General features: G+C 72.6%; 19 protein-coding genes and 1 riboswitch. Of the genes, 11 read left to right on the top strand and 8 right to left on the bottom strand.

The features are described 5' to 3' along the window. Nucleotides 1-182: 182 nt before the first annotated feature. Complete coding sequence (locus ACZ5GT_RS04735) at nucleotides 183-419, top strand: (2Fe-2S)-binding protein (RefSeq protein WP_469014161.1); 237 nt, start codon at nucleotides 183-185, stop codon at nucleotides 417-419. A 76-nt stretch (nucleotides 420-495) separates the two neighbouring features. Here ACZ5GT_RS04735 and bfr read toward each other — a convergent pair whose 3' ends face one another. After that, complete coding sequence (gene bfr / locus ACZ5GT_RS04730; protein ID WP_469014159.1) at nucleotides 496-975, bottom strand: bacterioferritin; 480 nt, start codon at nucleotides 973-975, stop codon at nucleotides 496-498. Nucleotides 976-1,149: 174 nt separating this feature from the next. On the opposite strand from bfr, the gene ACZ5GT_RS04725 reads away from it, so the two are divergent. Next, complete coding sequence (locus tag ACZ5GT_RS04725) at nucleotides 1,150-1,797, top strand: sulfite oxidase-like oxidoreductase (RefSeq protein WP_469014157.1); 648 nt, start codon at nucleotides 1,150-1,152, stop codon at nucleotides 1,795-1,797. Between the two features lie 16 nt (nucleotides 1,798-1,813). Here ACZ5GT_RS04725 and ACZ5GT_RS04720 read toward each other — a convergent pair whose 3' ends face one another. The 4 genes from ACZ5GT_RS04720 to ACZ5GT_RS04705 all read right to left on the bottom strand — a co-directional run bounded on the left by ACZ5GT_RS04720 (nucleotide 1,814) and on the right by ACZ5GT_RS04705 (nucleotide 6,969). Beyond that, a complete protein-coding gene (locus ACZ5GT_RS04720) occupies nucleotides 1,814-2,374 on the bottom strand; it encodes a DUF4396 domain-containing protein (protein ID WP_469014155.1) in 561 nt (186 codons plus the stop codon). Between the two features lie 75 nt (nucleotides 2,375-2,449). Next, complete coding sequence (locus ACZ5GT_RS04715; protein WP_469014153.1) at nucleotides 2,450-3,328, bottom strand: deoxyribonuclease IV; 879 nt, start codon at nucleotides 3,326-3,328, stop codon at nucleotides 2,450-2,452. A 34-nt stretch (nucleotides 3,329-3,362) separates the two neighbouring features. Continuing rightward, nucleotides 3,363-5,336 carry a Stk1 family PASTA domain-containing Ser/Thr kinase gene (gene pknB, locus ACZ5GT_RS04710; protein ID WP_469014152.1) on the bottom strand — a complete coding sequence of 658 codons (1,974 nt, stop codon included), beginning with the start codon at nucleotides 5,334-5,336 and terminating at the stop codon, nucleotides 3,363-3,365. A 106-nt stretch (nucleotides 5,337-5,442) separates the two neighbouring features. Further along, nucleotides 5,443-6,969 carry a carboxylesterase/lipase family protein gene (locus ACZ5GT_RS04705; RefSeq protein WP_469014150.1) on the bottom strand — a complete coding sequence of 509 codons (1,527 nt, stop codon included), beginning with the start codon at nucleotides 6,967-6,969 and terminating at the stop codon, nucleotides 5,443-5,445. 1,136 nt (nucleotides 6,970-8,105) lie between these two features. Between ACZ5GT_RS04705 and ACZ5GT_RS04700 the strand changes: the two genes are divergently transcribed. The 3 genes from ACZ5GT_RS04700 to ACZ5GT_RS04690 all read left to right on the top strand — a co-directional run bounded on the left by ACZ5GT_RS04700 (nucleotide 8,106) and on the right by ACZ5GT_RS04690 (nucleotide 10,846). Beyond that, nucleotides 8,106-9,308 (top strand): sporulation protein, encoded by a 1,203-nt coding sequence (locus ACZ5GT_RS04700; protein ID WP_469014148.1) that lies wholly within the window; start codon nucleotides 8,106-8,108, stop codon nucleotides 9,306-9,308. Nucleotides 9,309-9,688: 380 nt separating this feature from the next. Further along, a complete protein-coding gene (locus tag ACZ5GT_RS04695) occupies nucleotides 9,689-9,820 on the top strand; it encodes a hypothetical protein (protein WP_469014146.1) in 132 nt (43 codons plus the stop codon). Nucleotides 9,821-9,943: 123 nt separating this feature from the next. Next, the gene (locus tag ACZ5GT_RS04690; protein WP_469014143.1) at nucleotides 9,944-10,846 is read left to right on the top strand and encodes an alpha/beta fold hydrolase; all 903 of its coding nucleotides are present in this window, start codon (nucleotides 9,944-9,946) and stop codon (nucleotides 10,844-10,846) included. Between the two features lie 201 nt (nucleotides 10,847-11,047). Here the strand turns inward: ACZ5GT_RS04690 and ACZ5GT_RS04685 are convergent, their stop codons facing one another. The 3 genes from ACZ5GT_RS04685 to thiO all read right to left on the bottom strand — a co-directional run bounded on the left by ACZ5GT_RS04685 (nucleotide 11,048) and on the right by thiO (nucleotide 13,198). After that, nucleotides 11,048-11,842 carry a thiazole synthase gene (locus ACZ5GT_RS04685; protein WP_469014141.1) on the bottom strand — a complete coding sequence of 265 codons (795 nt, stop codon included), beginning with the start codon at nucleotides 11,840-11,842 and terminating at the stop codon, nucleotides 11,048-11,050. A 4-nt stretch (nucleotides 11,843-11,846) separates the two neighbouring features. After that, a complete protein-coding gene (gene thiS, locus ACZ5GT_RS04680) occupies nucleotides 11,847-12,047 on the bottom strand; it encodes a sulfur carrier protein ThiS (protein WP_469014137.1) in 201 nt (66 codons plus the stop codon). After that, nucleotides 12,044-13,198: a glycine oxidase ThiO gene (gene thiO, locus ACZ5GT_RS04675; protein WP_469014134.1), complete on the bottom strand. Its 1,155-nt coding sequence runs from the start codon at nucleotides 13,196-13,198 to the stop codon at nucleotides 12,044-12,046. The genes thiS and thiO overlap by 4 nt, the downstream gene beginning before the upstream one ends. Beyond that, nucleotides 13,196-13,307, bottom strand: a riboswitch (TPP riboswitch). It overlaps the preceding gene by 3 nt. A 53-nt stretch (nucleotides 13,308-13,360) precedes the next feature. Between thiO and ACZ5GT_RS04670 the strand changes: the two genes are divergently transcribed. The 6 genes from ACZ5GT_RS04670 (at nucleotide 13,361) to ACZ5GT_RS04645 (ending at nucleotide 18,371) form a co-directional block, all read left to right on the top strand. Then, nucleotides 13,361-13,714: an avidin-fold protein gene (locus ACZ5GT_RS04670; RefSeq protein ID WP_469014130.1), complete on the top strand. Its 354-nt coding sequence runs from the start codon at nucleotides 13,361-13,363 to the stop codon at nucleotides 13,712-13,714. A gap of 28 nt (nucleotides 13,715-13,742) precedes the next feature. Then, complete coding sequence (locus ACZ5GT_RS04665) at nucleotides 13,743-14,972, top strand: NAD(P)/FAD-dependent oxidoreductase (protein ID WP_469014126.1); 1,230 nt, start codon at nucleotides 13,743-13,745, stop codon at nucleotides 14,970-14,972. Between the two features lie 65 nt (nucleotides 14,973-15,037). Then, nucleotides 15,038-15,403 (top strand): Rv2175c family DNA-binding protein, encoded by a 366-nt coding sequence (locus ACZ5GT_RS04660; RefSeq protein WP_469014123.1) that lies wholly within the window; start codon nucleotides 15,038-15,040, stop codon nucleotides 15,401-15,403. A gap of 177 nt (nucleotides 15,404-15,580) precedes the next feature. Beyond that, nucleotides 15,581-16,258: a thiamine phosphate synthase gene (gene thiE, locus ACZ5GT_RS04655; protein ID WP_469014119.1), complete on the top strand. Its 678-nt coding sequence runs from the start codon at nucleotides 15,581-15,583 to the stop codon at nucleotides 16,256-16,258. A 165-nt stretch (nucleotides 16,259-16,423) separates the two neighbouring features. After that, nucleotides 16,424-17,347, top strand: a complete 924-nt coding sequence (gene metF / locus ACZ5GT_RS04650) for a methylenetetrahydrofolate reductase [NAD(P)H] (protein WP_469014115.1) — start codon at nucleotides 16,424-16,426, stop codon at nucleotides 17,345-17,347. A 55-nt stretch (nucleotides 17,348-17,402) separates the two neighbouring features. Then, entirely contained in the window at nucleotides 17,403-18,371 is a 969-nt protein-coding gene (locus tag ACZ5GT_RS04645; RefSeq protein WP_469014111.1) for an SCO2102 family sporulation regulator, read from the top strand. Nucleotides 18,372-18,524 lie beyond the last annotated feature (153 nt).

Raw genomic sequence — 18,524 nt, 5'->3', positions numbered from 1 at the left:
CCCCCCCCCCCCCCCCCCCCCCCCCCCCCCCCCCCCCCCCCCCCCCCCCCCCCCCCCCCCCCCCCCCCCCCCCCCCCCCCCCCCCCCCCCCCCACTCCGCTTCCGCGGGCCTGCCCCGGCAGGTAAGGTTAGGTTTGCCTCACCGATCAACGGGGACGGCGCCACCTGGATCCCCTCGGGAGGTGAACCGCGTGTACGTGTGCAGTTGCTTCGGCATCACCGAACAGCAGGTCAAGCAGCACGCGGAGAACGGCGCCTGCACGCCCCGCCGGCTCGCCTCGGCCTGCAAGGCGGGCACCGACTGCGGTTCGTGCGTACGGCGCATCCAGGCCCTGCTGGGACGGGGAGCCGTCCCGGGGCGCGAGACGGCCGGCGGCCAGGGCGGACCGGTCCTCACCGGCCTCGACGAGGCGGCCTGACCGGGCGCAGCGCCCTTCCCCGGCCCGCCTTCCATCCGGCTCCCGCCGGCTTCCTCCCGGCTCCCGCCGGCTGTCGCTAGCTCTCCGGCTGTTCGATCACCTGGGCGATGTAGAGCGCCTCGCCCAGCTTCTCCACCAGCTCCAGCTGGGTGTCGAGGTAGTCGATGTGGTGCTCCTCGTCCTCCAGGATCGACTCGAAGATGTTCGCCGACGTGATGTCGCCCTTCTCCCGCATCACCCGGATGCCGCGCTTGAGACGGTCGATCGCCTCGACCTCGATCTGCCGGTCGGCCTGGAACATCTCCGTGACGGTCTGGCCCACCCGGACGTGGAACAGCCGCTGGTAGTTGGGCAGCCCCTCCAGCAGCAGGATCCGGTCGGTGAGCACCTCGGCGTGCTTCATCTCGTCGAACGACTCGTGCCGGGTGTACTTCGCGAGCTTGGTCCAGCCGAAGTTCTCCTGCATCTTCGAGTGCAGGAAGTACTGGTTGATCGCGGTCAGCTCACCGGTGAGCTGCTCGTTGAGGAATTCGATGACCTCGGGGTCGCCCTGCATCGCGAAGGCTCCTTCCAAGCCGGGGGTCAGGCGGAATGCGCCGCATGATTGCACCGGTGGCGAAGATCGTCCAGTAAGTCTGCGCTTACCACGTAGGTGCATACTTGACGGTAGTTGCCCGAATTTGCGTGGGGCTCGTCAGGTGCAGCGTCCCCGGTCTGTCAGGATGGAGTCATGGGTCAGCCGGTGGAGCGCGAGTCGGGAGAGCGCGATTCAGGAGGAGTGGCACAGCCCGAGCTTCCGCCCGGACAGCGCCTCCAGCGTGGCTGGCCGGTCACGCACTACGGGCCGGTCCCGAAGTTCCGCCCCGAGCGCTGGGAGTTCCGGGTCTTCGGCGCCACCGCGGGCGGCGAGAAGCACTGCTGGAGCCACGAGGAGTTCACGGCGCTGCCGTACACCACCGTGGTGGCCGACCTGCACTGCGTCACCCGGTTCAGCATGCTCGGCGCCGAATGGGGCGGGATCCCGGCGCGCACCATCCTGGAGATCGCCCCTCCGGCGCCCGCCGTCACTCATGTGATGGTGTGGGCCGAGTACGGCTACAGCGCGAACCTGCGTCTGTCGGACTTCGCGTCCGAGCGGACCGTCTTCGCGACCCACAAGGACGGCGAGCTGCTGACTGCCGAGCACGGCTTCCCGCTGCGCCTGATCGTCCCCCAGCTGTACGCCTGGAAGGGCCCCAAGTGGGTGCGCGGTGTGGAGTACATGACCACCGACCGCCGGGGCTTCTGGGAGGAGCGCGGCTATCACAACATCGGCGACCCGTGGAGGGAACAGCGCTACTCCTACCAGGAGGAGCCCGGGGACGGCCCCGAACTGTGACGCGCGGCGCCGGCCGTCAGTGGTGGTGGGCGTGCACCACCGCGTGCCCCTTGCCGCGGCCGATCATCCACTTGTTGACGGGCGTCGTGACGACGAAGGCGATCACCAGGGACGCGGCGAGGGAGATCCAGAACAGCGCGTCGGCGAGTTTCGCGTCCATCGCGGTCGGCCACAGCGCGATCACGCCGTTGTCGATGAGTTCCATCACCGCGATCGACACGGTGTCCGCGGCCAGCGCCACCCGCAGGGCCGCCCGGAAGCCGAGGCCCGCGCGCAGCACCCCGCGCAGGGTGAGCGAGTAGCCGAAGAAGAAGGCCAGCACGATCGCCAGGACGGCGGTCGGGGCGTTGCCCCAGCCGAGCGCGGTGCCGATCACCATGCCGAGCACCTCGCCGATGGCGCACCCGGTCAGGCAGTGCAGCGTGGCCTGCGCGGCCATGGCCCAGCCGGCGGGGGCGTGGCCGTGTCCCTCGTGCGCGGCGTGGTCGTGTGCCGCCGACTGATGTGCCGCGTGCTGATGCGCCGCTGTCCCGTGCGCTTCGTGCGCCTGGTGCGTCTCCTGCGCCTCGTGCTCCATGAGTGGCCCCCAATGCCGGGTGACGGTTCCTGTACCGGACAGGAACCGTATACCCCCAGGGGGTATTCCCATGTGTCAGGAGTCCCGGAGTTTCTTCAGCCGCTCCACGTCCGCCGCGTGCCCCTCCTTGCCGCCGGGCGTCTCGATGACCAGCGGCACGCCCGCGGTCGCGGGGTGGGTCATCAGCGCGCGGAACGGGTCCTCGCCTATGTGACCGGCGCCGATGTTCGCGTGCCGGTCCTTGTGGGCGCCCACCACGTCCTTGGAGTCGTTGGCGTGGATCAGCTTCAGCCGGCCCTCGCCGACCGTCTCCACCAGCAGGTCCAGCGTCCGGTGCATGCCGTCCGGACCGGTCAGGTCGTGGCCCGCCGCGAAGACATGGCAGGTGTCCAGGCAGACGCCCAGCTTCGGATGGGCGTCCAGCGCCTCGAAGTACGGCGCGAAGTCCGCCGTCCGTGAGCACAGGGAGGCGCCCTGCCCCGCGGTCGACTCCAGCAGCAGGCAGGGATCGTCGTCGTGGGTCAGCTCGTCGAGCAGCGGCAGCAGGTGCTCGCGTACCTGCGCCAGGGCCACGGCCCGCTCCCGGCCGCCGGTCGCGCTGCCGGTGTGCACCACCACGCCGAGCGCGCCGATCTCCCGCCCGCGCCGCAGCGAGTGCCGCAGCGACCGCACCGAGTTCTCCACCGTCGCCTCGGTGTGCGAGCCGAAGTTGATCAGGTACGGGGCGTGCACGTACGCCGGGATCGACCCCGCCGCGCACGCCTCGCGGAACTCCTCGTCCTGCCGCGGGTTGCCGACGGGCGTGGCCCAGCCGCGCGGGTTGGCGACGAAGACCTGCACCGTCTCGGCCCCGAGGTCGCGGGCGTAGGCGAGCCCGACGGAGCTCAGGCCGCCGGCCACCGGGACGTGGCTGCCGACGGGGTTGCGGGCGGGACCGGGGCGCTGGCTGTTCACCCGTTCAGGGTGCCACGCCGCCGGTCCCGCGCCGTCACCGGATCTCGATGGTGATCGTCGACCCCTTGGGCGCCGTGTCGCCGCCCGCCACGGACTGGCCCTTGACCGTGTCGCCGAACAGGCCCAGCAGACCGCGGTCCTCCTCGACCTTGAAGCCGGCCGCCTCGAGCGCCTTCGTCGCGTCGTCGACGCTGTCGCCGACCACGTCCGGGACCGGCACCATCTCCGGGCCCTTGGACACCGTGAGCGTCACCGTGTCGCCCTCGGCGACCTGCTTGCCGCTCGCGGGTGTCTGCTCGGCGACCTTGCCCTTGTCGTACTCGGAGTTGACCTGCACGGCCGCGACCTTCACCCTCAGGCCCGCGGCCGCCAGGTCCGCCTTCGCCTTCGCCAGGTCCTCGCCGGTGACGTCCGGGACGTCGACCGGGCTGCCCTTGCTGACGGTCAGCGCGATCGCCGAACCCGCGTGCCGGCTGGTGCCCGCCCCCGGGTCCGTGGAGATCACGAAGCCCTTGGGAAGGTTGTCGCTGAACGCCCTGGTGACCATGCCCGGCTCCAGCCCCTCGGCCTTCAGCCGGGCCTTGGCCTTGTCGAGCCGGTCGCCCTGGAGGTCGGGCACCCGCACCATCCTGGGGCCGTCGGAGATGGTGAGCGACACCGAGGCGTTGTCCCGGACGCGGGCGCCGGGCGCCGGGTCCGAACTGATCACCGTGCCCCGCTTCACGGTGTCGCTGTAGGCGTGGCTGACCTTCCCGAGGTCGAGGCCGGCCTGCTGCAGCCGCTGGGTGGCCTGCGTCTGGGTCTTCGCCAGCACCGCCGGGACCCTGGTGAACTGGCCGGAGTTGACGTACCAGACGCCCGCGCCGACGCCGAGCACCAGCAGCAGGGCCGCGACGACCATGAGCGGGCCGCGCCCGAGCAGTCCCGAGCGGGGCCGCGGCGGCAGGGGCGGCGGCGACTGCAGCCGACTGGTGCGCTGCACGGGCCCGGCCGGATCCCCGCCGTCCCCGCCGGCCGGGAGCGGCCAGGCCGGGGGGCCGCCCGCGTGGGCGAGGCCGGGTGCGGGGGAGGTCAGCGGGCGCGGTATGACGCTCGTACGGTCGTCGGAGATGTCGCGGTCGTCGGGACCGAGGGCCCCCGGCGGGACGGCGTCCAGTTGGTCCGCGCTCAGCGTGTCGCGCGCCGCACGGGCCAGCGCGAGCAGCGCCACCGCGTCGTACGGCCGGACGTCGGGGGTGCGCGCGGTGGCCGACGCGACCAGCTCGTCCAGCGCGTACGGCAGCCCCGGCACGGCGGCGGACGGCGGCGGGACGTCCTCGTGGAGGTGCTTGAACAGCACGGTGGCCGTGGAGTCGCCGGCGTGCGGACGGTCACCGGTCAGCATCTCGTACAGGACGACACCGCACGCGTACACGTCGACCCGGGTGTCGGCGGTGCCGTGCTCGATCTGCTCCGGCGCGAGATAGGAGGCGGTGCCGAGGACGGTGCCGTTCGTGCTGGTGACCGTGTCCACGGACCGCACCAGGCCGAAGTCGGCGACCTTGACCCGGCCGTCGTCCGCGATCAGCACGTTCTCCGGCTTCATGTCCCGGTGCACGAACCCGGCGCGGTGCGCGGCGCCGAGCGCGGCCAGCACCGGCTCCAGGATGTCCAGCGCGGCGCGCGGCTGCAGCGCCCCGCGCTCGCGCAGCACGTCACGCAGGGTGCAGCCGGCCACGTACTCCATGGCGAGGTAGACGTACGACCCGTCGGTGCCCTGGTCGAAGACCTGCACGACGTTCGGGTGGGCGAGCCGCGCGACCGACTTCGCCTCCCGGATGAACCGCTCGACGAAGGAGAGGTCGGCGGCGAGCGTCGGGTGCATCACCTTGAGCGCGAGCACGCGGTCGAGGCGGGTGTCCAGGGCCCGGTAGACCGTGGCCATCCCGCCGACCGCGATCCGCGCGTCCACGCGGTAGCGCCCGTCGAGCACCTGCCCGACCAATGGGTCCTGAAGGGTCGTATCCACGCAGGTGAGTGTACGAGCCGCGACCGAAAGGGCCGCCAATTCGCCCGATCCGGGGACGGAATGCAGCAGACCTGTGACTGTTGTGCGACCAAGACCGGTGTCGGTGCTAGAAGCGCATTCTCACCTGACCGGTGTGGAGCAGGGGCAGCCAGAAGCGGCACTTGTGGTCGAGGGTGAAGTCGGTGGCCGTGATGGGCGCGATGTGCCGGGGCTGGAGTTCCTGCACGGAGTCGTAGCCGGGCCACGGCGGGGCGCCCGGGGTGGTGGGATCACCGGTGGCGGCGAACCGGGTCCAGTAGGCGATCATCGTGTCCGACAGCGCCCGCTGAGCTGCGGAGGCGTGCTTCCACGCCTGCCTCGGCTGCTGGAAGACGTAGGAGATCTCCGACGCGTGCCCGGCGCCGGGCACAGCCTCGTAGTAGCCGACGGGGTGGGGATCGTTGAACTCGTAGGCATGGGGTGGCGTCCGCTCGGCGAGCGCCTCGTCGGCTTCATAGGCGGGACAGGCGAAGGCGGCGTCCGTCAGGGCGGCGCCCAGCGCCCACAGCGTCCGCTGGTGGCGGTGGGCGGACAGCGGGTACTGGGCCTTCACCTGCGCGGCGACCTTGCCGCCGAAATGCTTGACGATGAGGTCCAGATAGTTCGCAGGTGACAGTTCGTTCGCGTCCTCGAGGGCGATGAAGAAATTGCCCTCGTCGTGGTTCGTGCCGTGGATGATCGGCACGTGGTTGTACTGGCCCGTGGAGAACGCGTCGAGCACGCTCGTCGGCAGGATCGTTCCGCCGAAGGCGGGGTCCCAGGTGTACGGGCCTTGCTCCTTGAAGAGGACGTGCGACGCGCGAAGGATTCGCGCTACCGGCTTGTGCCGCAGGCAGTCCGCTGCCGTGTCCGGGTCGGGGCAGCCGAGCCTGCGAGCGAGTCTGGTGCCGGTTTCCTTGGCCGTGGCCTGGTCCGGCTGGGGGGCGTTGCAGTTGCTTTGGGCGATGGCGCGGTGGAACAGTCCCGTGGCGGTCGGCGACGCGACGTGGTCGCAGGCACTGACGCCGCCGGCTGACTCGCCGAAGACGGTGACGTCGTGGGGGTTGCCTCCGAGGGCCGTGATGTTGCTTCGTACCCACCGCAGGGCGGCCTGTTGGTCCATCAGGCCGTACTCACCGGAAGCATGGTCGGGCGCTTCCCTCGACAGGGACGGCAAAGCCAGCGAGCCCAGGGCGCCGAGCCGATAGTTGATCGTCACCACGACGGCGTCGCCCTTCCTGGCCAGGGTGCCGGCGTCGTAGTCCCCGCCCGAGCCGGCGACGAAGTACCCACCGTGGATCCACACCATCACCGGCAGATTCGCCGCGTGGACGGGCTTGTAGACATTGAGGAACAGGCAGTCTTCGTTCGTGGAATAACGGGGCGTGGCTCCGGGCGTCGGAATCTCGGGACACGGCCGGCCGGGCGTCGTGGCGTGCAGGGTGCCCGGCCATGGCGCGGCGGGCTGCGGAGGCCGCCACCGCAGCGGGCCGGTCGGCGGGGCCGCGTAGCGGATGCCGAGGAACTCGGCCACTCCGTGCCGCTGTACCCCCTGGAGACGGCCCTGCGAAACCGTCACCGTCGGCGGGGCGGCCACCGCGGGAGGCGCGAGCACGAGCGCGACGAGAACAGCCGCCAGGGCCGAGAGCCCGGACCGCACCAGCCCGCCGGGGCGCACCGCCGATCGGCGACTGAGCGTGGGTGGACACCTTCCGGGGGTCGCGCCGACGCGTCTCGCGGTGAGTCTCATGACGAGGAATCTCCCTTCACATCGTGGTTGGCCCGCGGTGCTTTCCGCCGTGGACGTCCTCGCCAGAACCGCTCGTCACCGGCAGGGCTTCGCCGTGATCGACGCGCCCAGTCCGCCGTCCGGCGTTGCGGCCGGGGCCGGCGTGAGGCCAATACGACCACGCACCGCGCCGGGTGGCTCGACGGGTTGGTCCGAGCGGGGCAGTGAAGCGGTCGATCAATACCTCCGTGGCGAGACGCACCGGCGGCGGGGTCCGTAGCCGGGGCGGCGCCGGGTGCCTCGACGGGGCGCCCGGACCCGCCGGGCGCCCCGGCATCCCGTCGGACATCCGTAGCGCGCGCCCGGCATCGGCGTGGGCACCGCCTCCGACTCGGTGCCTGCGCCCTCACCCGGCAGCAGCACGGGCAGCGCCGTGAACAGGGCCAAGGCGTTGAGCAGCGGGTCCGGCAGGGATGCCGGAAGCTGTCCGGCCAGCGGCACGTAGGCACACAGCAGCGTCGCTGTCAGCCGCGCTCCGCGCAGCGCCCAGAGCGCCGTACGACCGGAATTCCGCAGTCCTTTCCTTCGCGTACCGCCGTGCTTCCCACGTCGCATGTGCATTTGCCATCCCTTCATTCCGGCCCGTCCTTCGAAAACCTCTCCCCGTCGTTCTCGGCGGGCTTTTAAGCAGGAGATCAAATGAACGGAAGGGTCGGCAGGGCTCATGAGGGGGCTCATGAATCGCCATCCATGCTCACGCCAACTGCCCACCGCTATGCTCGTGTTGGAGCGTTGGTCAGCTCAAGGAGGAGGTGGCGCGTGTGGCCGACGTGGCAGCGGGGAAGAAATCTCGGCCGCAACGAAACGTCCGGCTTGAGAACCTGATCGAAGAATCAGGCATGAGTCACAAGAGACTCGCCCACCGTCTCAACCACATCTGCCAGTCTCATGGAATCGCGTGCGAATATACGCACACATCCGTCGCCAACTGGTGCCGCCGTGGGGTAAGACCGCGCTGGCCCGTGCCCCGGCATCTGTGTGAGGTCCTCGCGGAGGGACTGGGGCGGCCGGTGGGGCTGGAGGAGATCGACATGGACCGGCCCGGCCACCTGGACCAGGACTCCGGCCTGGGCTTCCCGAGGGGCCAGCGCGACGCGATCACCGAAGCCTCGTTGTATTGGAGCACCTTGAACCGGCGGACCTTCCTCGCCAACTCGCCCTTCGTCGTCTCGGCCTTCTCGGAGCCCGTGACCCGCTGGCTGGTCAGCCCGACCGAGCCCCTCGCACCGCCTTCCGGTCGCATCGCCGTGGGACCGCTGCACATCCAGGAACTACGGGCCGCGGCCGACTCCGCGCGACTGTGGGACTCCCGCTTCGGCGGGGCGACCTGGAAGTCCCCCTCGCTCACGGCATACCTCTACGAGCGGGTCACTCCGCTGCTCGGCGGGCGCTACAACGAGCGCGACGGCCGCGAACTGTTCTCGGTGACCGCCGAGATGGCCCGCCTCGCCGGCTGGACCGCATTCGACGCAGGGGAGCACCAGATCGCGCAGCGCCACTTCATCCAGGCGCTGCGGCTCACCAAGGCCGGCAGCGACGTGCACCTCGGTTCGTACGTGCTGAGCACCATGGCGATGCAAGCGCTGATGCGCGGCTTCACCTCCCAGGCCATCGACATGGCCCAGGGCGCCTACGAACGCGTCCCCGCCGCCGATCCGCGGGTGCTGGGGTTCGCCAAGCTGATCGAGGCCCGCGCACACGCCCGGCAGCGGGACGCGCGAGCGGCGGCCACCTGCCTCACCCTGGCCGAGCGCCTCCAGGAGCGGGGTGCGGCCGAGGGGAGCGGCGAACGCAGATGGATCGAGTTCTTCTCCCGCCAGCGGATCATCACCGACGCCACGGAGATCTTCCGCGACCTGGGGCAGCCGAAATCCACCTTCGCCTGGCACGCCCTGGGCGCGATGCCGGGCGACGCCTACGCCCGCTCGCGCGGCATCCGGCTCTCCGTCCTGGCGACTGCGCACGCCCAGGCCGGGGACCTGGACCGCTCGCTGCGACTGGGCAACGAGTCCCTGCGACTGTTCACCCGGCTACAGAGCGTGCGGGGCTTGGACTATCTGAAGCTCTACACCGACTCGCTGGCCCGCTGGCGCCGCGAACCGTCGGTGGTGGACTACCTGCGCGACGTACGGGCACTGGCGGGCCGGCTGGCAACGGCGGCATGACCACCACAGCGCACCCCACCGGCGACCGGAGGCCGACCGTGCACCGTCCCGACCGTCGGCTCTCCGCTGCAGGCGGGGGCGCCCTGGGGCCCGGCTGCCCCCCGGCCGCTCCGCCCCCGGCGCGGAGCCGTGGGGGCGCCGTGAGGCCGGCCGGGGGCGATGACAGCCCTGCACCGGGCGGTCGCCACCGCCCTCACGGCCCCCGAGCGCCTGCTGGACAAGCCCTGTCTCCACGGGCTCCCGAGCGGATCGACTTCTTCACCGATCCCCGCCGCGCCGCGGACGCCGCCGAGGTCGAGCGCGACCTCGGAGACGTCCGGGGATGCCTCCTCCGGCACGAACAGACGTCCGCGACGGCATCGAACGCCTTCACCCGTTCGGTGGGCCTGCGCCTCACCGCCGTCGGCGCTGCCCACCTCAAGGCCGGTGATCCGGAACCGAGCCGGGCCCTCGGCCACCGGGCCCTGGACATGCTCCGGTACGTCGACTCCAGCCGCGCCGCGACTGTGTGAGGCGCCTGGCCACCGGCCTCACCTCGTACCGCACCCTGCGCGTGGTGGACGCCTTGCCGGCCCGTCTCCGGTGGGAGTTCGCACCGGCGGGACGCTCGGCGCCGGTCCCGTAACCTCCCCCGTATGAGCCGACCCCCGAGCCTCGTCCTTCCCCCGCGCACCCACGCTCGCCGCCTCCGGACAGACCGCGGCGTGTTCGCCGCACTGGACTGCGCCCCGCCGGACGATGTGCCGCGGGCAGGGACCGTACTGATGGTGCCGGGGTTTCTCAGCAGCAAGGAGGACTTCCTTCCGCTGCTGGCTCCGCTGAGCGCAGCAGGGTACAGAGCCGTCGCCGTCGACGGCCGTGGCCAGCACGAGAGCGGAGGCCCGGCGGACGAGGCCGCGTACGACCAGGACGAACTGGCCGCCGACGTTCTCGCGTGGACGGCGGCGCTGGACGACCCGCCCGTGCATCTGCTGGGCCACTCCATGGGCGCACTCGTCGCGCGAGCGGCGGTTCTCTCCTGCGCGTCACCCCGCCCCTGGAGTTCCCTCACGCTGATGAGTTCGGGCCCGGCCGCGGTGCAGCCGGCCCAGCGGAAGAGGGTGCAGTTGCTTGTCGACCTGCTGCCGGTCCTCGGCAAGGAGACGCTCTGGCAGGAGATGCGCAAGCAGGAGGCTCGCGATGCCGAACTCCCGCCCGAAATCACAGACTTCCTGCACCGCCGCTGGCTGAACACGGTGCCCGAGCAGCTCACGGCGACCGGCCGCCGACTCGTCACCGAACCGGACCGCGTGGCAGAACTGGCCGCTGTGCCCCTGCCGAAATTGGTGCTGTCCGGCACCGACGACTACGCCTGGCCCATCCACTGGCAGACCGATATGGCCACCCGCCTCGCCGCCCGGCACGTGATCATCCGGGGTGCCGACCACTCCCCTCAGGTGGAGCGCCCCGAGCAGACGGCCGATGCACTGATCGCTTTCTGGACCTCGGTCACCGCGGGACGCCTCACGACGGAATGCCCGTCCGGCCGGGCGGGGTGAGCGCGAGCGCGGTATCGGTTCCACGGACACAGGCCCTGCCGGCAGCGGCGGCCGATCACCGCCTGCACCGCCGGCCGCCGGTCCCTACCCGCATCTGCAACGCCCCGGCCGGGCCGGAGACCTTCGAGCCGCGAGTCTCTGCCGCCGCCGGCCGCTGAACCGCGTGGCCGTCACCGGCGGCTACCAGCTGGTGCGTCGGTGTCAGAACGCGGGCCGCTCCGGGTCCAGGTGGGCGCGGCCCTCGGTGGGGGAGGAGGGCTCGGCGAAGTGGCGGCGCGGGATGCGGCCCGCCCGGTACGCCAGGCGTCCCGCCTCCACCGCGTGCCGCATGGCCTCCGCCATCAGCCGCGGCCGGTGCGCCCGGGTCACCGCCGAGGCGAGCATCACGCCCGCGCACCCCAGCTCCATCGCCAGTGCCGCGTCCGAGGCGGTGCCGGCGCCCGCGTCCAGGATCACCGGCACCCGCGCGTGCTCGGTGATCAGCTGGAAGTTGTGCGGGTTGCGGATGCCTAGCCCGGAGCCGATCGGCGAGCCCAGCGGCATGATCGCCGCGCAGCCGGCGTCCTCCAGTTTCCGGGCGAGGACCGGGTCGTCGTTGGTGTACGGCAGCACGGTGAACCCGTCGTCGACCAGCGTCTCGGCCGCCTCCAGCAGCTCGATCGGGTCGGGCAGCAGGGTGCGCTCGTCGGCGATGACCTCCAGCTTGACCAGGTCGGTGCCGAGCGCCTCGCGCGCGAGGCGGGCGGTGAGGACGGCCTCCTGGGCGGTGAAGCAGCCCGCCGTGTTCGGCAGCACCCGGATGCCCAGCCGGGTGAGCACGGACAGCACCGAGCCGTGCACCGAGGGATCCACCCGCCGCATGGCGACCGTGGTCAGCTCCGTGCCGGACGCCACCAGGGCGCTCTCCAGCACCTCCAGGCTGGGGGCGCCGCCGGTGCCCATGATCAGGCGGGACGTGAAGGACGTGCCGCCGAGGACGAGGGGGTCGTCGGCCATGGGTTCAGCCTCCTTGGACGGCGGTGAGGACCTCGACGCGGTCCCCCTCGGCGAGGGGGGTCGACGGCCACTGCGCGCGCGGGACGACGGTTTCGTTGAGGGCGGCGGCCACCCCGGCGGACGCCGGGGTGAGCGTCCTGACCACGGTGTCCAGAGCCGTTCCGGGAGCGACCTCGCGGACCTCGCCGTTGACCGAGATGTTCATGCCGGCTGCTCCGTGCGGGCGAACCGCCCCGGGGTGAACGGGCGTGCCTCGTCGGGGAGTTCGCCGGTGGTGAGGACGTGCGCCAGGGCGTCGCCGGTGACCGGTGCGAGCAGCACGCCGTTGCGGTGGTGCCCGGTGGCCAGCAGCAGCCCGGACAGCGCGGTCGGGCCGAGAAGCGGCGCGTTGTCGGGGGAGCCGGGGCGCAGTCCGGCCCGGGTCTCGGTCAGCGGCAGCTCGGTGATGCCGGGCACCAGCTCATGGGCGTCGCGCAGCAGCTGGTACACCCCGCCCGCGGTGACCGTGGTGTTCCAGCCCAGCTCTTCGCTGGTCGCGCCGACCACCAGCTCGCCGTTCTCCCGCGGCACCAGGTAGACCTGGCTGCCGCGCACCACGGCCCGCACGGTGCGGCTGAGGAAGGGCGCGTACCGCTTCGGCACGCTCAGCCGCAGCACCTGCCCCTTGACCGGCCGCACCGGCGGCAGCACGTCGTCCGGGACGCCCGCGAGCCGTCCGCTGAGGCTGCCGGCGGCCAGCACCACCCGGTCCGCGGTCAGTGCGGTGCCGTCCGCCGCGGTGACGCCGACGGCCCGGTCCCCGGCGCGGTCGAGCCGTTCGGCCCACATCCGGTGGAAGACCACGCCCGCCCGCTCGCAGGCGGCCACCAGCGCGCGGGCCAGCCGCCGCGGGTCGATCTGGTGGTCGCCGTCGACCCGGAGGCCGCCGCGCACGCCCGGCGCGAGCATCGGCTCCAGACGCCGGCACTCGCGCCCCGACAGCCACTCCGACCCCAGGCCGGACTGCTGCTGAAGGGCGTGCAGTTCGCGCAGGTGGGCGCGGTCGTCGGCGTCCAGCGCGACGGCGAGCGTGCCGCACCGGCGGTAGCCGAGGTCGTGGCCCGTGAGGTCGGTCAGCTCGGCCGCGAAGTCCGGGTAACGGCGGGCCGAGGCGAGGTTCAGGCCGAGCAGCGTCTGCTCGCCGTGGTGCAGTTCGGTGACCGCGGCCAGCATGCCGGCCGCCACCTGGGCGGCCCCGCCGCCCGGTTCCGGGTCCACCACGGCGGTGGCGAAGCCGCGCTGCGCGGCGCGCCAGGCCGTGACCAGGCCGATGATCCCGCCCCCGATGACGAGGACGTCTGACGTACGTGACGGCATGGGCGTCCAGCCCCTCCCTTCGCCGGCATGACCCGGATCAGGTTCGTACGGTCGGAGGCCGCCAGCCTCCCTCTCAGCCCGGTGCGTCCGGGCTCCCGCGAGTGCTTGTACGGTGGCCACCCTAGCCCGCGCCCCGTCGCCCTCGTAAGGGAGCCCTGTCCCATGCCGCGCTCGCTGGACGGTCTCGTCCTCGCCCCGGTCGCCGACCAGGCCCCCGGCCAGGTGGGCACCCGGACCCGCTTCACGTACCACGAGTCCGGCGGCGAGATCTGGGCCGAGTACGCGGGCGGTGACGTCGTACGCGGCCGTCTGGTGGGTACCCGGGAGGGTGACCGGCTCGACTTCCGTTACGTGCAGCTGCGGACCGACGGCACGACGTCCTCCGGGCACTGCGCGTCGACGGTCGTGGAGCTGCCGGACGGCCGGGTGCGCCTGGAGGAGACGTGGGAGTGGGAGTCCCGGCCGGGCAGCGGCACCAGTGTTGTGGAGCAGGTCACTGACGGGATCCGCGACTGACGTGACGTCAGGTGTCTATGGTGATCAGGTGAGCGAGCAGACGCAGGAACGGCAGGCGCCCCCGCAGCGGCGAGTCGTGGTGGCCGGCGCGGGAATGGCCGGCGTGCAGACCGCGGTCGCCCTGCGCGAACAGGGCTTCGCCGGGCCGGTGACCCTCATCGGCGCCGAGCCCCACCAGCCGTACGACCGGCCGCCGTTGTCCAAGGCCGTCCTGCTCGGCAAGGCCGAGGGGTCCGCCTTCGACGTCGACTTCGAGGCGCTCGGCATCGAACTCCGGCTCGGGCGCGAGGTGCTGGGCGTCCGGGTCGGCGACCACGAACTGGACACCGCCGAGGGCCCGGTGCCGTACGACGTGCTCGTCCTCGCGACCGGCGCCGAGCCGGTGCTGCTGCCGCAGGCCGAGGGCGTGCCCGGCGTCCATCTGCTGCGCACCCTGGACGACGCCGAGCGGCTGCGGCCGGTGCTCGCCAGGCAGCACGACGTGGTGGTCGTCGGCGCGGGCTGGATCGGCGCGGAGTTCGCCACGGCGGCGCGCGAGGCGGGCTGCGCGGTGACCGTCGTTGAGGCCGCCGACCGGCCGCTCACGGGCGCGCTGCCCGCCGAGGTGGCCGCCCCGATGGCGTCCTGGTACGCCGACGCGGGCGCCGTGTTGCGCACCCACGCGCGTGTGACGCACGTCGAGCCCGGCGCGGTCGTCCTCGACGACGGCACCCGGCTGCCCGCCGGCGCCGTCGTGGTCGGCATCGGCGCGCGCCCCGCCACCGGCTGGCTCGCCGGCTCCGGCATCGCGCTCGGCGCGCACGGCGAGGTCGTCGCCGACGACGGCCTGCGCACCTCGGCGCCGGACGTCTACGCGGTCGGCGACTGCGCGTCCTTCCCCTCCCGCAGGTACGGGGAGCGCCTGCTCGTGCACCACTGGGACAACGCCCTGCAGGGCCCGCGCACCGTGGCCGCGAACATCATCGGGGAGGAGCCCGCCGTCTATGACCCGGTGCCGTACTTCTGGTCCGAGCAGTTCGGCCGGTTCGTGCAGTACGCCGGTCACCACGCGGGCGCCGACACGACCCTGTGGCGCGGCGACCCGTCCGGCCCGAGCTGGTCCGTCTGCTGGCTGCGCGAGGGCCGCCTGGCGGCGCTGCTGGCGGTGGGCCGGCCCAGGGACCTGGCGCAGGGCAGGCGGCTGATCGAGGCGGGCACGCCGATGAACCCCGACCTGCTGGCGGACCCGAGCAAGCCGTTGAAGGCCGCCACCGTGTAGCGCGGACCACCTGGTCGGACGGGCCCGGCTTCCGACTGTCGGTGCGGGATGGCAGGCTTGTTTCCGTGACCGAGATTGACGCAAAGATCGATGCTCTCGTCCCCGCCTGGCTCACCCTCCCCGACATCGCCGAAATGCTCGGCGTCGAGGTGACACGTGTGCGGCAGCTGGTCAGGGACGGCCAGCTCATCGCCGTACGCCGTGGTGAGAACCGTGCGCTGCACGTCCCCGCCGCCTTCATCGACGGGGACAAGGTCGTCAAGGGCCTGTCCGGCACCCTGACGCTCCTGCGGGACGACGGCTTCACGGACGAAGAGATGATCGAGTGGCTCTTCACCCCCGACCCGACCCTGCCCGGCACTCCCGCGCAGGCTCTGAGCGAGAATCGCGGCACGGAGGTGAAGCGCCGCGCCCAGGCGCTCGCCGTCTGACCGGGCAAGGCCGAACAGCAGCAGGCCCGACAGCGGGCTGAACACCGTCCGGCGTACGGGCCGGGGCCGCACCGGGCCCCGGCGCGGTCGGGTGCGGCCCGATGCGGCCGGACCCGGCCCGCCGGGCCCGTCCGGTACATCCGGCCCGTACGCCGCCGACCACGGGGGGACACCACCATGCCCGACACCGCCGCCACCGACGCCCGCGCGCACCTCGCCGACGCCCGCGTCTACCTCTGCACGGACGCCCGCAGGCGCCAGGGCGACCTGCCCGAGTTCCTGGACGCGGTCCTGGCCGGCGGCGTCGACGTCGTCCAGCTGCGGGAGAAGGGCATGGAGGCGGCGGAGGAGCTGCGGTGGCTGGAGGTGTTCGCCGACAAGTGCCGCGAGCACGGCAAGCTCCTCGCGGTGAACGACCGCGCCGACGTGGCCCACGCCGCCCGCGCCGCGCACCCCGCGGGCCCCTCGGTGCTCCACCTCGGCCAGGGCGACCTCCCGGTCCCCGCGGCCCGCGCGATCCTCGGGGACGACGTCCTCATCGGCCGCTCCACGCACGCGGAGGCCGAGGCGGAGGCCGCCGCCGTCCAGGAGGGCGTGGACTACTTCTGCACCGGCCCGTGCTGGCCCACCCCGACCAAGCCCGGCCGTCACGCGCCCGGCCTCGGTCTGGTGCGTCACACGGCGGCCCTCGGCACCGACCGCCCCTGGTTCGCCATCGGCGGCATCGACCTCGGCAACCTCGACGAGGTGCTCGACGCGGGCGCCCGCCGCGTGGTGGTCGTCCGGGCGATCACGCAGGCCGACGACCCGGGCGCGGCGGCGGCGGAGTTCGCCAAGCGGCTGCGGCAGCTCTAGGCCCGCGACGCGGGATGCGCCAACCGGCAGGGCTCGGGTCCCGTCCAGCGGCCCCGCGCCCCTGACGAGGGCGGATCTGTCCAAGGGGTGGACAACAAGTCGGCAAATCGGGCAAAAGGCCCAGGTTCGGTTGGGTGGCCCGCGGCCCCTGGCTAACCTGCGGGTATGGCCCTCGGCACCGCATCCACCAGGTCGGACCACGCTCGCACCGTGCGCGACATGCTCGCCACGGGCAAGACGACGTACTCCTTCGAGTTCTACGCTCCGAAGACCCCGAAGGGCGAGCGCAACCTGTGGACCGCGCTGCGCCGCGTCGAGGCGGTGGCCCCCGACTTCGTGTCCGTCACCTACGGCGCGGGCGGCTCCACCCGCGCGGGCACGGTCAAGGCGACCGAGGCGATCGCCTCCGACACCACGCTGACGCCGATCGCCCACCTCACCGCCGTCGACCACTCGGTCGCCGACCTGCGCAACATCATCGGGCAGTACGCCGACGCCGGGATCCGGAACATGCTGGCCCTGCGCGGCGACCCGCCCGGCGACCCCATGGGCGACTGGGTGCCGCACCCGCGGGGCCTCACCTACGCCGCCGAACTCGTCGAACTCATCAAGGCGTCAGGCGACTTCTGCGTGGGCGTCGCCGCCTTCCCGGCGATGCACCCGCGTTCCAGCGACTGGGACACCGACGTCCGCCACTTCGTCGACAAGTGCCGCGCGGGCGCCGACTACGCGATCACCCAGATGTTCTTCGACCCGGAGGACTACCTCAGGCTCCGTGACAAGGTCGCCGCCGCCGGCTGCGAGACCCCGATCATCCCCGAGGTCATGCCGATCGGCAGCGTCAGGACGCTGGAGCGCATCCCGTCGCTGACCAACGCCGCGTTCCCGGACGCCCTGAAAGAGCGGATCCTCACAGCGAAGGACGATCCCGCCGCTGTACGCTCCATGGGGATCGAGTTCGCCACGGAGTTCTGCGCACGACTGCTGGCCGAGGGAGTGCCCGGACTGCACTTCATCACGCTCAACAACTCCACGGCGACGCTGGAAATCTACGAGAACCTGGGCCTGCACCACCCACCGCGGGCCTAGACCGGCCGCACGGGTGTACGACACACTCGTAGCGGCGACTGGGAGAGGGGCGTACATGGGCTATACGGTCCTCTACATCGCGTTCGGCATTGTCGCGCTGTGGCTGCTCGGTGAGGTGCTGCTGCAGTACAAGGCGCGCCTGCGCTGGAGGCTGATCGCCTTCGTCGGCTTCCTCGGCGTCGTGCTCGGGGTGATGATCCCGTCCGTCGTCGTCATCGGCCTGGGCGCGGCCGCCTTCGCGGTCGGACAGACCTACGTCACGCTGTCGTTCCGCCGCGGCTTCTCCTCCGGCTGGGCGGTCAAGCGTCCCGACGCGGACGCCGACGGCGGCGGCAGCAAGCGCCGCCGGGGCCGGGCGGACCGTCAGGACCCGGCGCTGGACGGCTCCGACCCGGACGCGGCCGACGGCGGGTACGGCGGCGACGGCTCCTACGCCGGGAGCGACCCCGGCTACGGCCAGGCCGACGACTACGACCGCGACGACGTCTTCACGCCCGTCCGCCCGGTCGAGCCCGCAGCCGCCGAGACCACCGCGGTGTACGAGCCGCAGCCCCTGCCCGACGACACCGGCTCGTACGGCGTCTACGGCGAGAACGGTTCGTACGCCGCCGCCGGTCAGTCCTTCGCCGCCGCCGGCCAGACCCAGGACCAGTACGCGACGGCCGACCAGAGCTACGCCTACGACGGCTACACCGGCTACGACCAACAGCAGTACGGCTACGACGCCGGCGGCCAGCAGCAGTACGCCGCCTACTCCGACCCCTACATCGGCACCCAGACCTACGACGCCGGCTACCAGGCGGGGTACGACCAGTACGGGCAACAGGGCTACGGCCAGGACCAGTACGCCACCGGCACCTACGGCGCCGAGACCCCGCCCGGCGGCGTGTGGGTCCCGCAGCAGCGCACCGACGAGTCCTACGGCGGCGACCTCCCGCCGGAGCAGCCCTACCCCTACCAGGGCGACGGGCAGGGCCAGGGCCAGGGGCAGGGCAACGGCTACGACGAGCAGTACCGCTACTGAGGACGAGCGGTACCGCCACTGACGGCGTCCCGGGGGGGGGGGGGGGGGGGGGGGGGGGGGGGGGGGGGGGGGGGGGGGGGGGGGGGGGGGGGGGGGGGGGCGGCGGGGGGGGGGGGGGGGGGGGGGGGGGGACAGCAGGATAAGAGGGAGAGA

It is taken from the genome of Streptomyces sp. NPDC031340, from assembly GCF_055569945.1.
The sequence above is the reverse complement of the archived record's forward strand: the minus strand, read 5'-3'. Positions and strand labels throughout refer to the sequence as shown.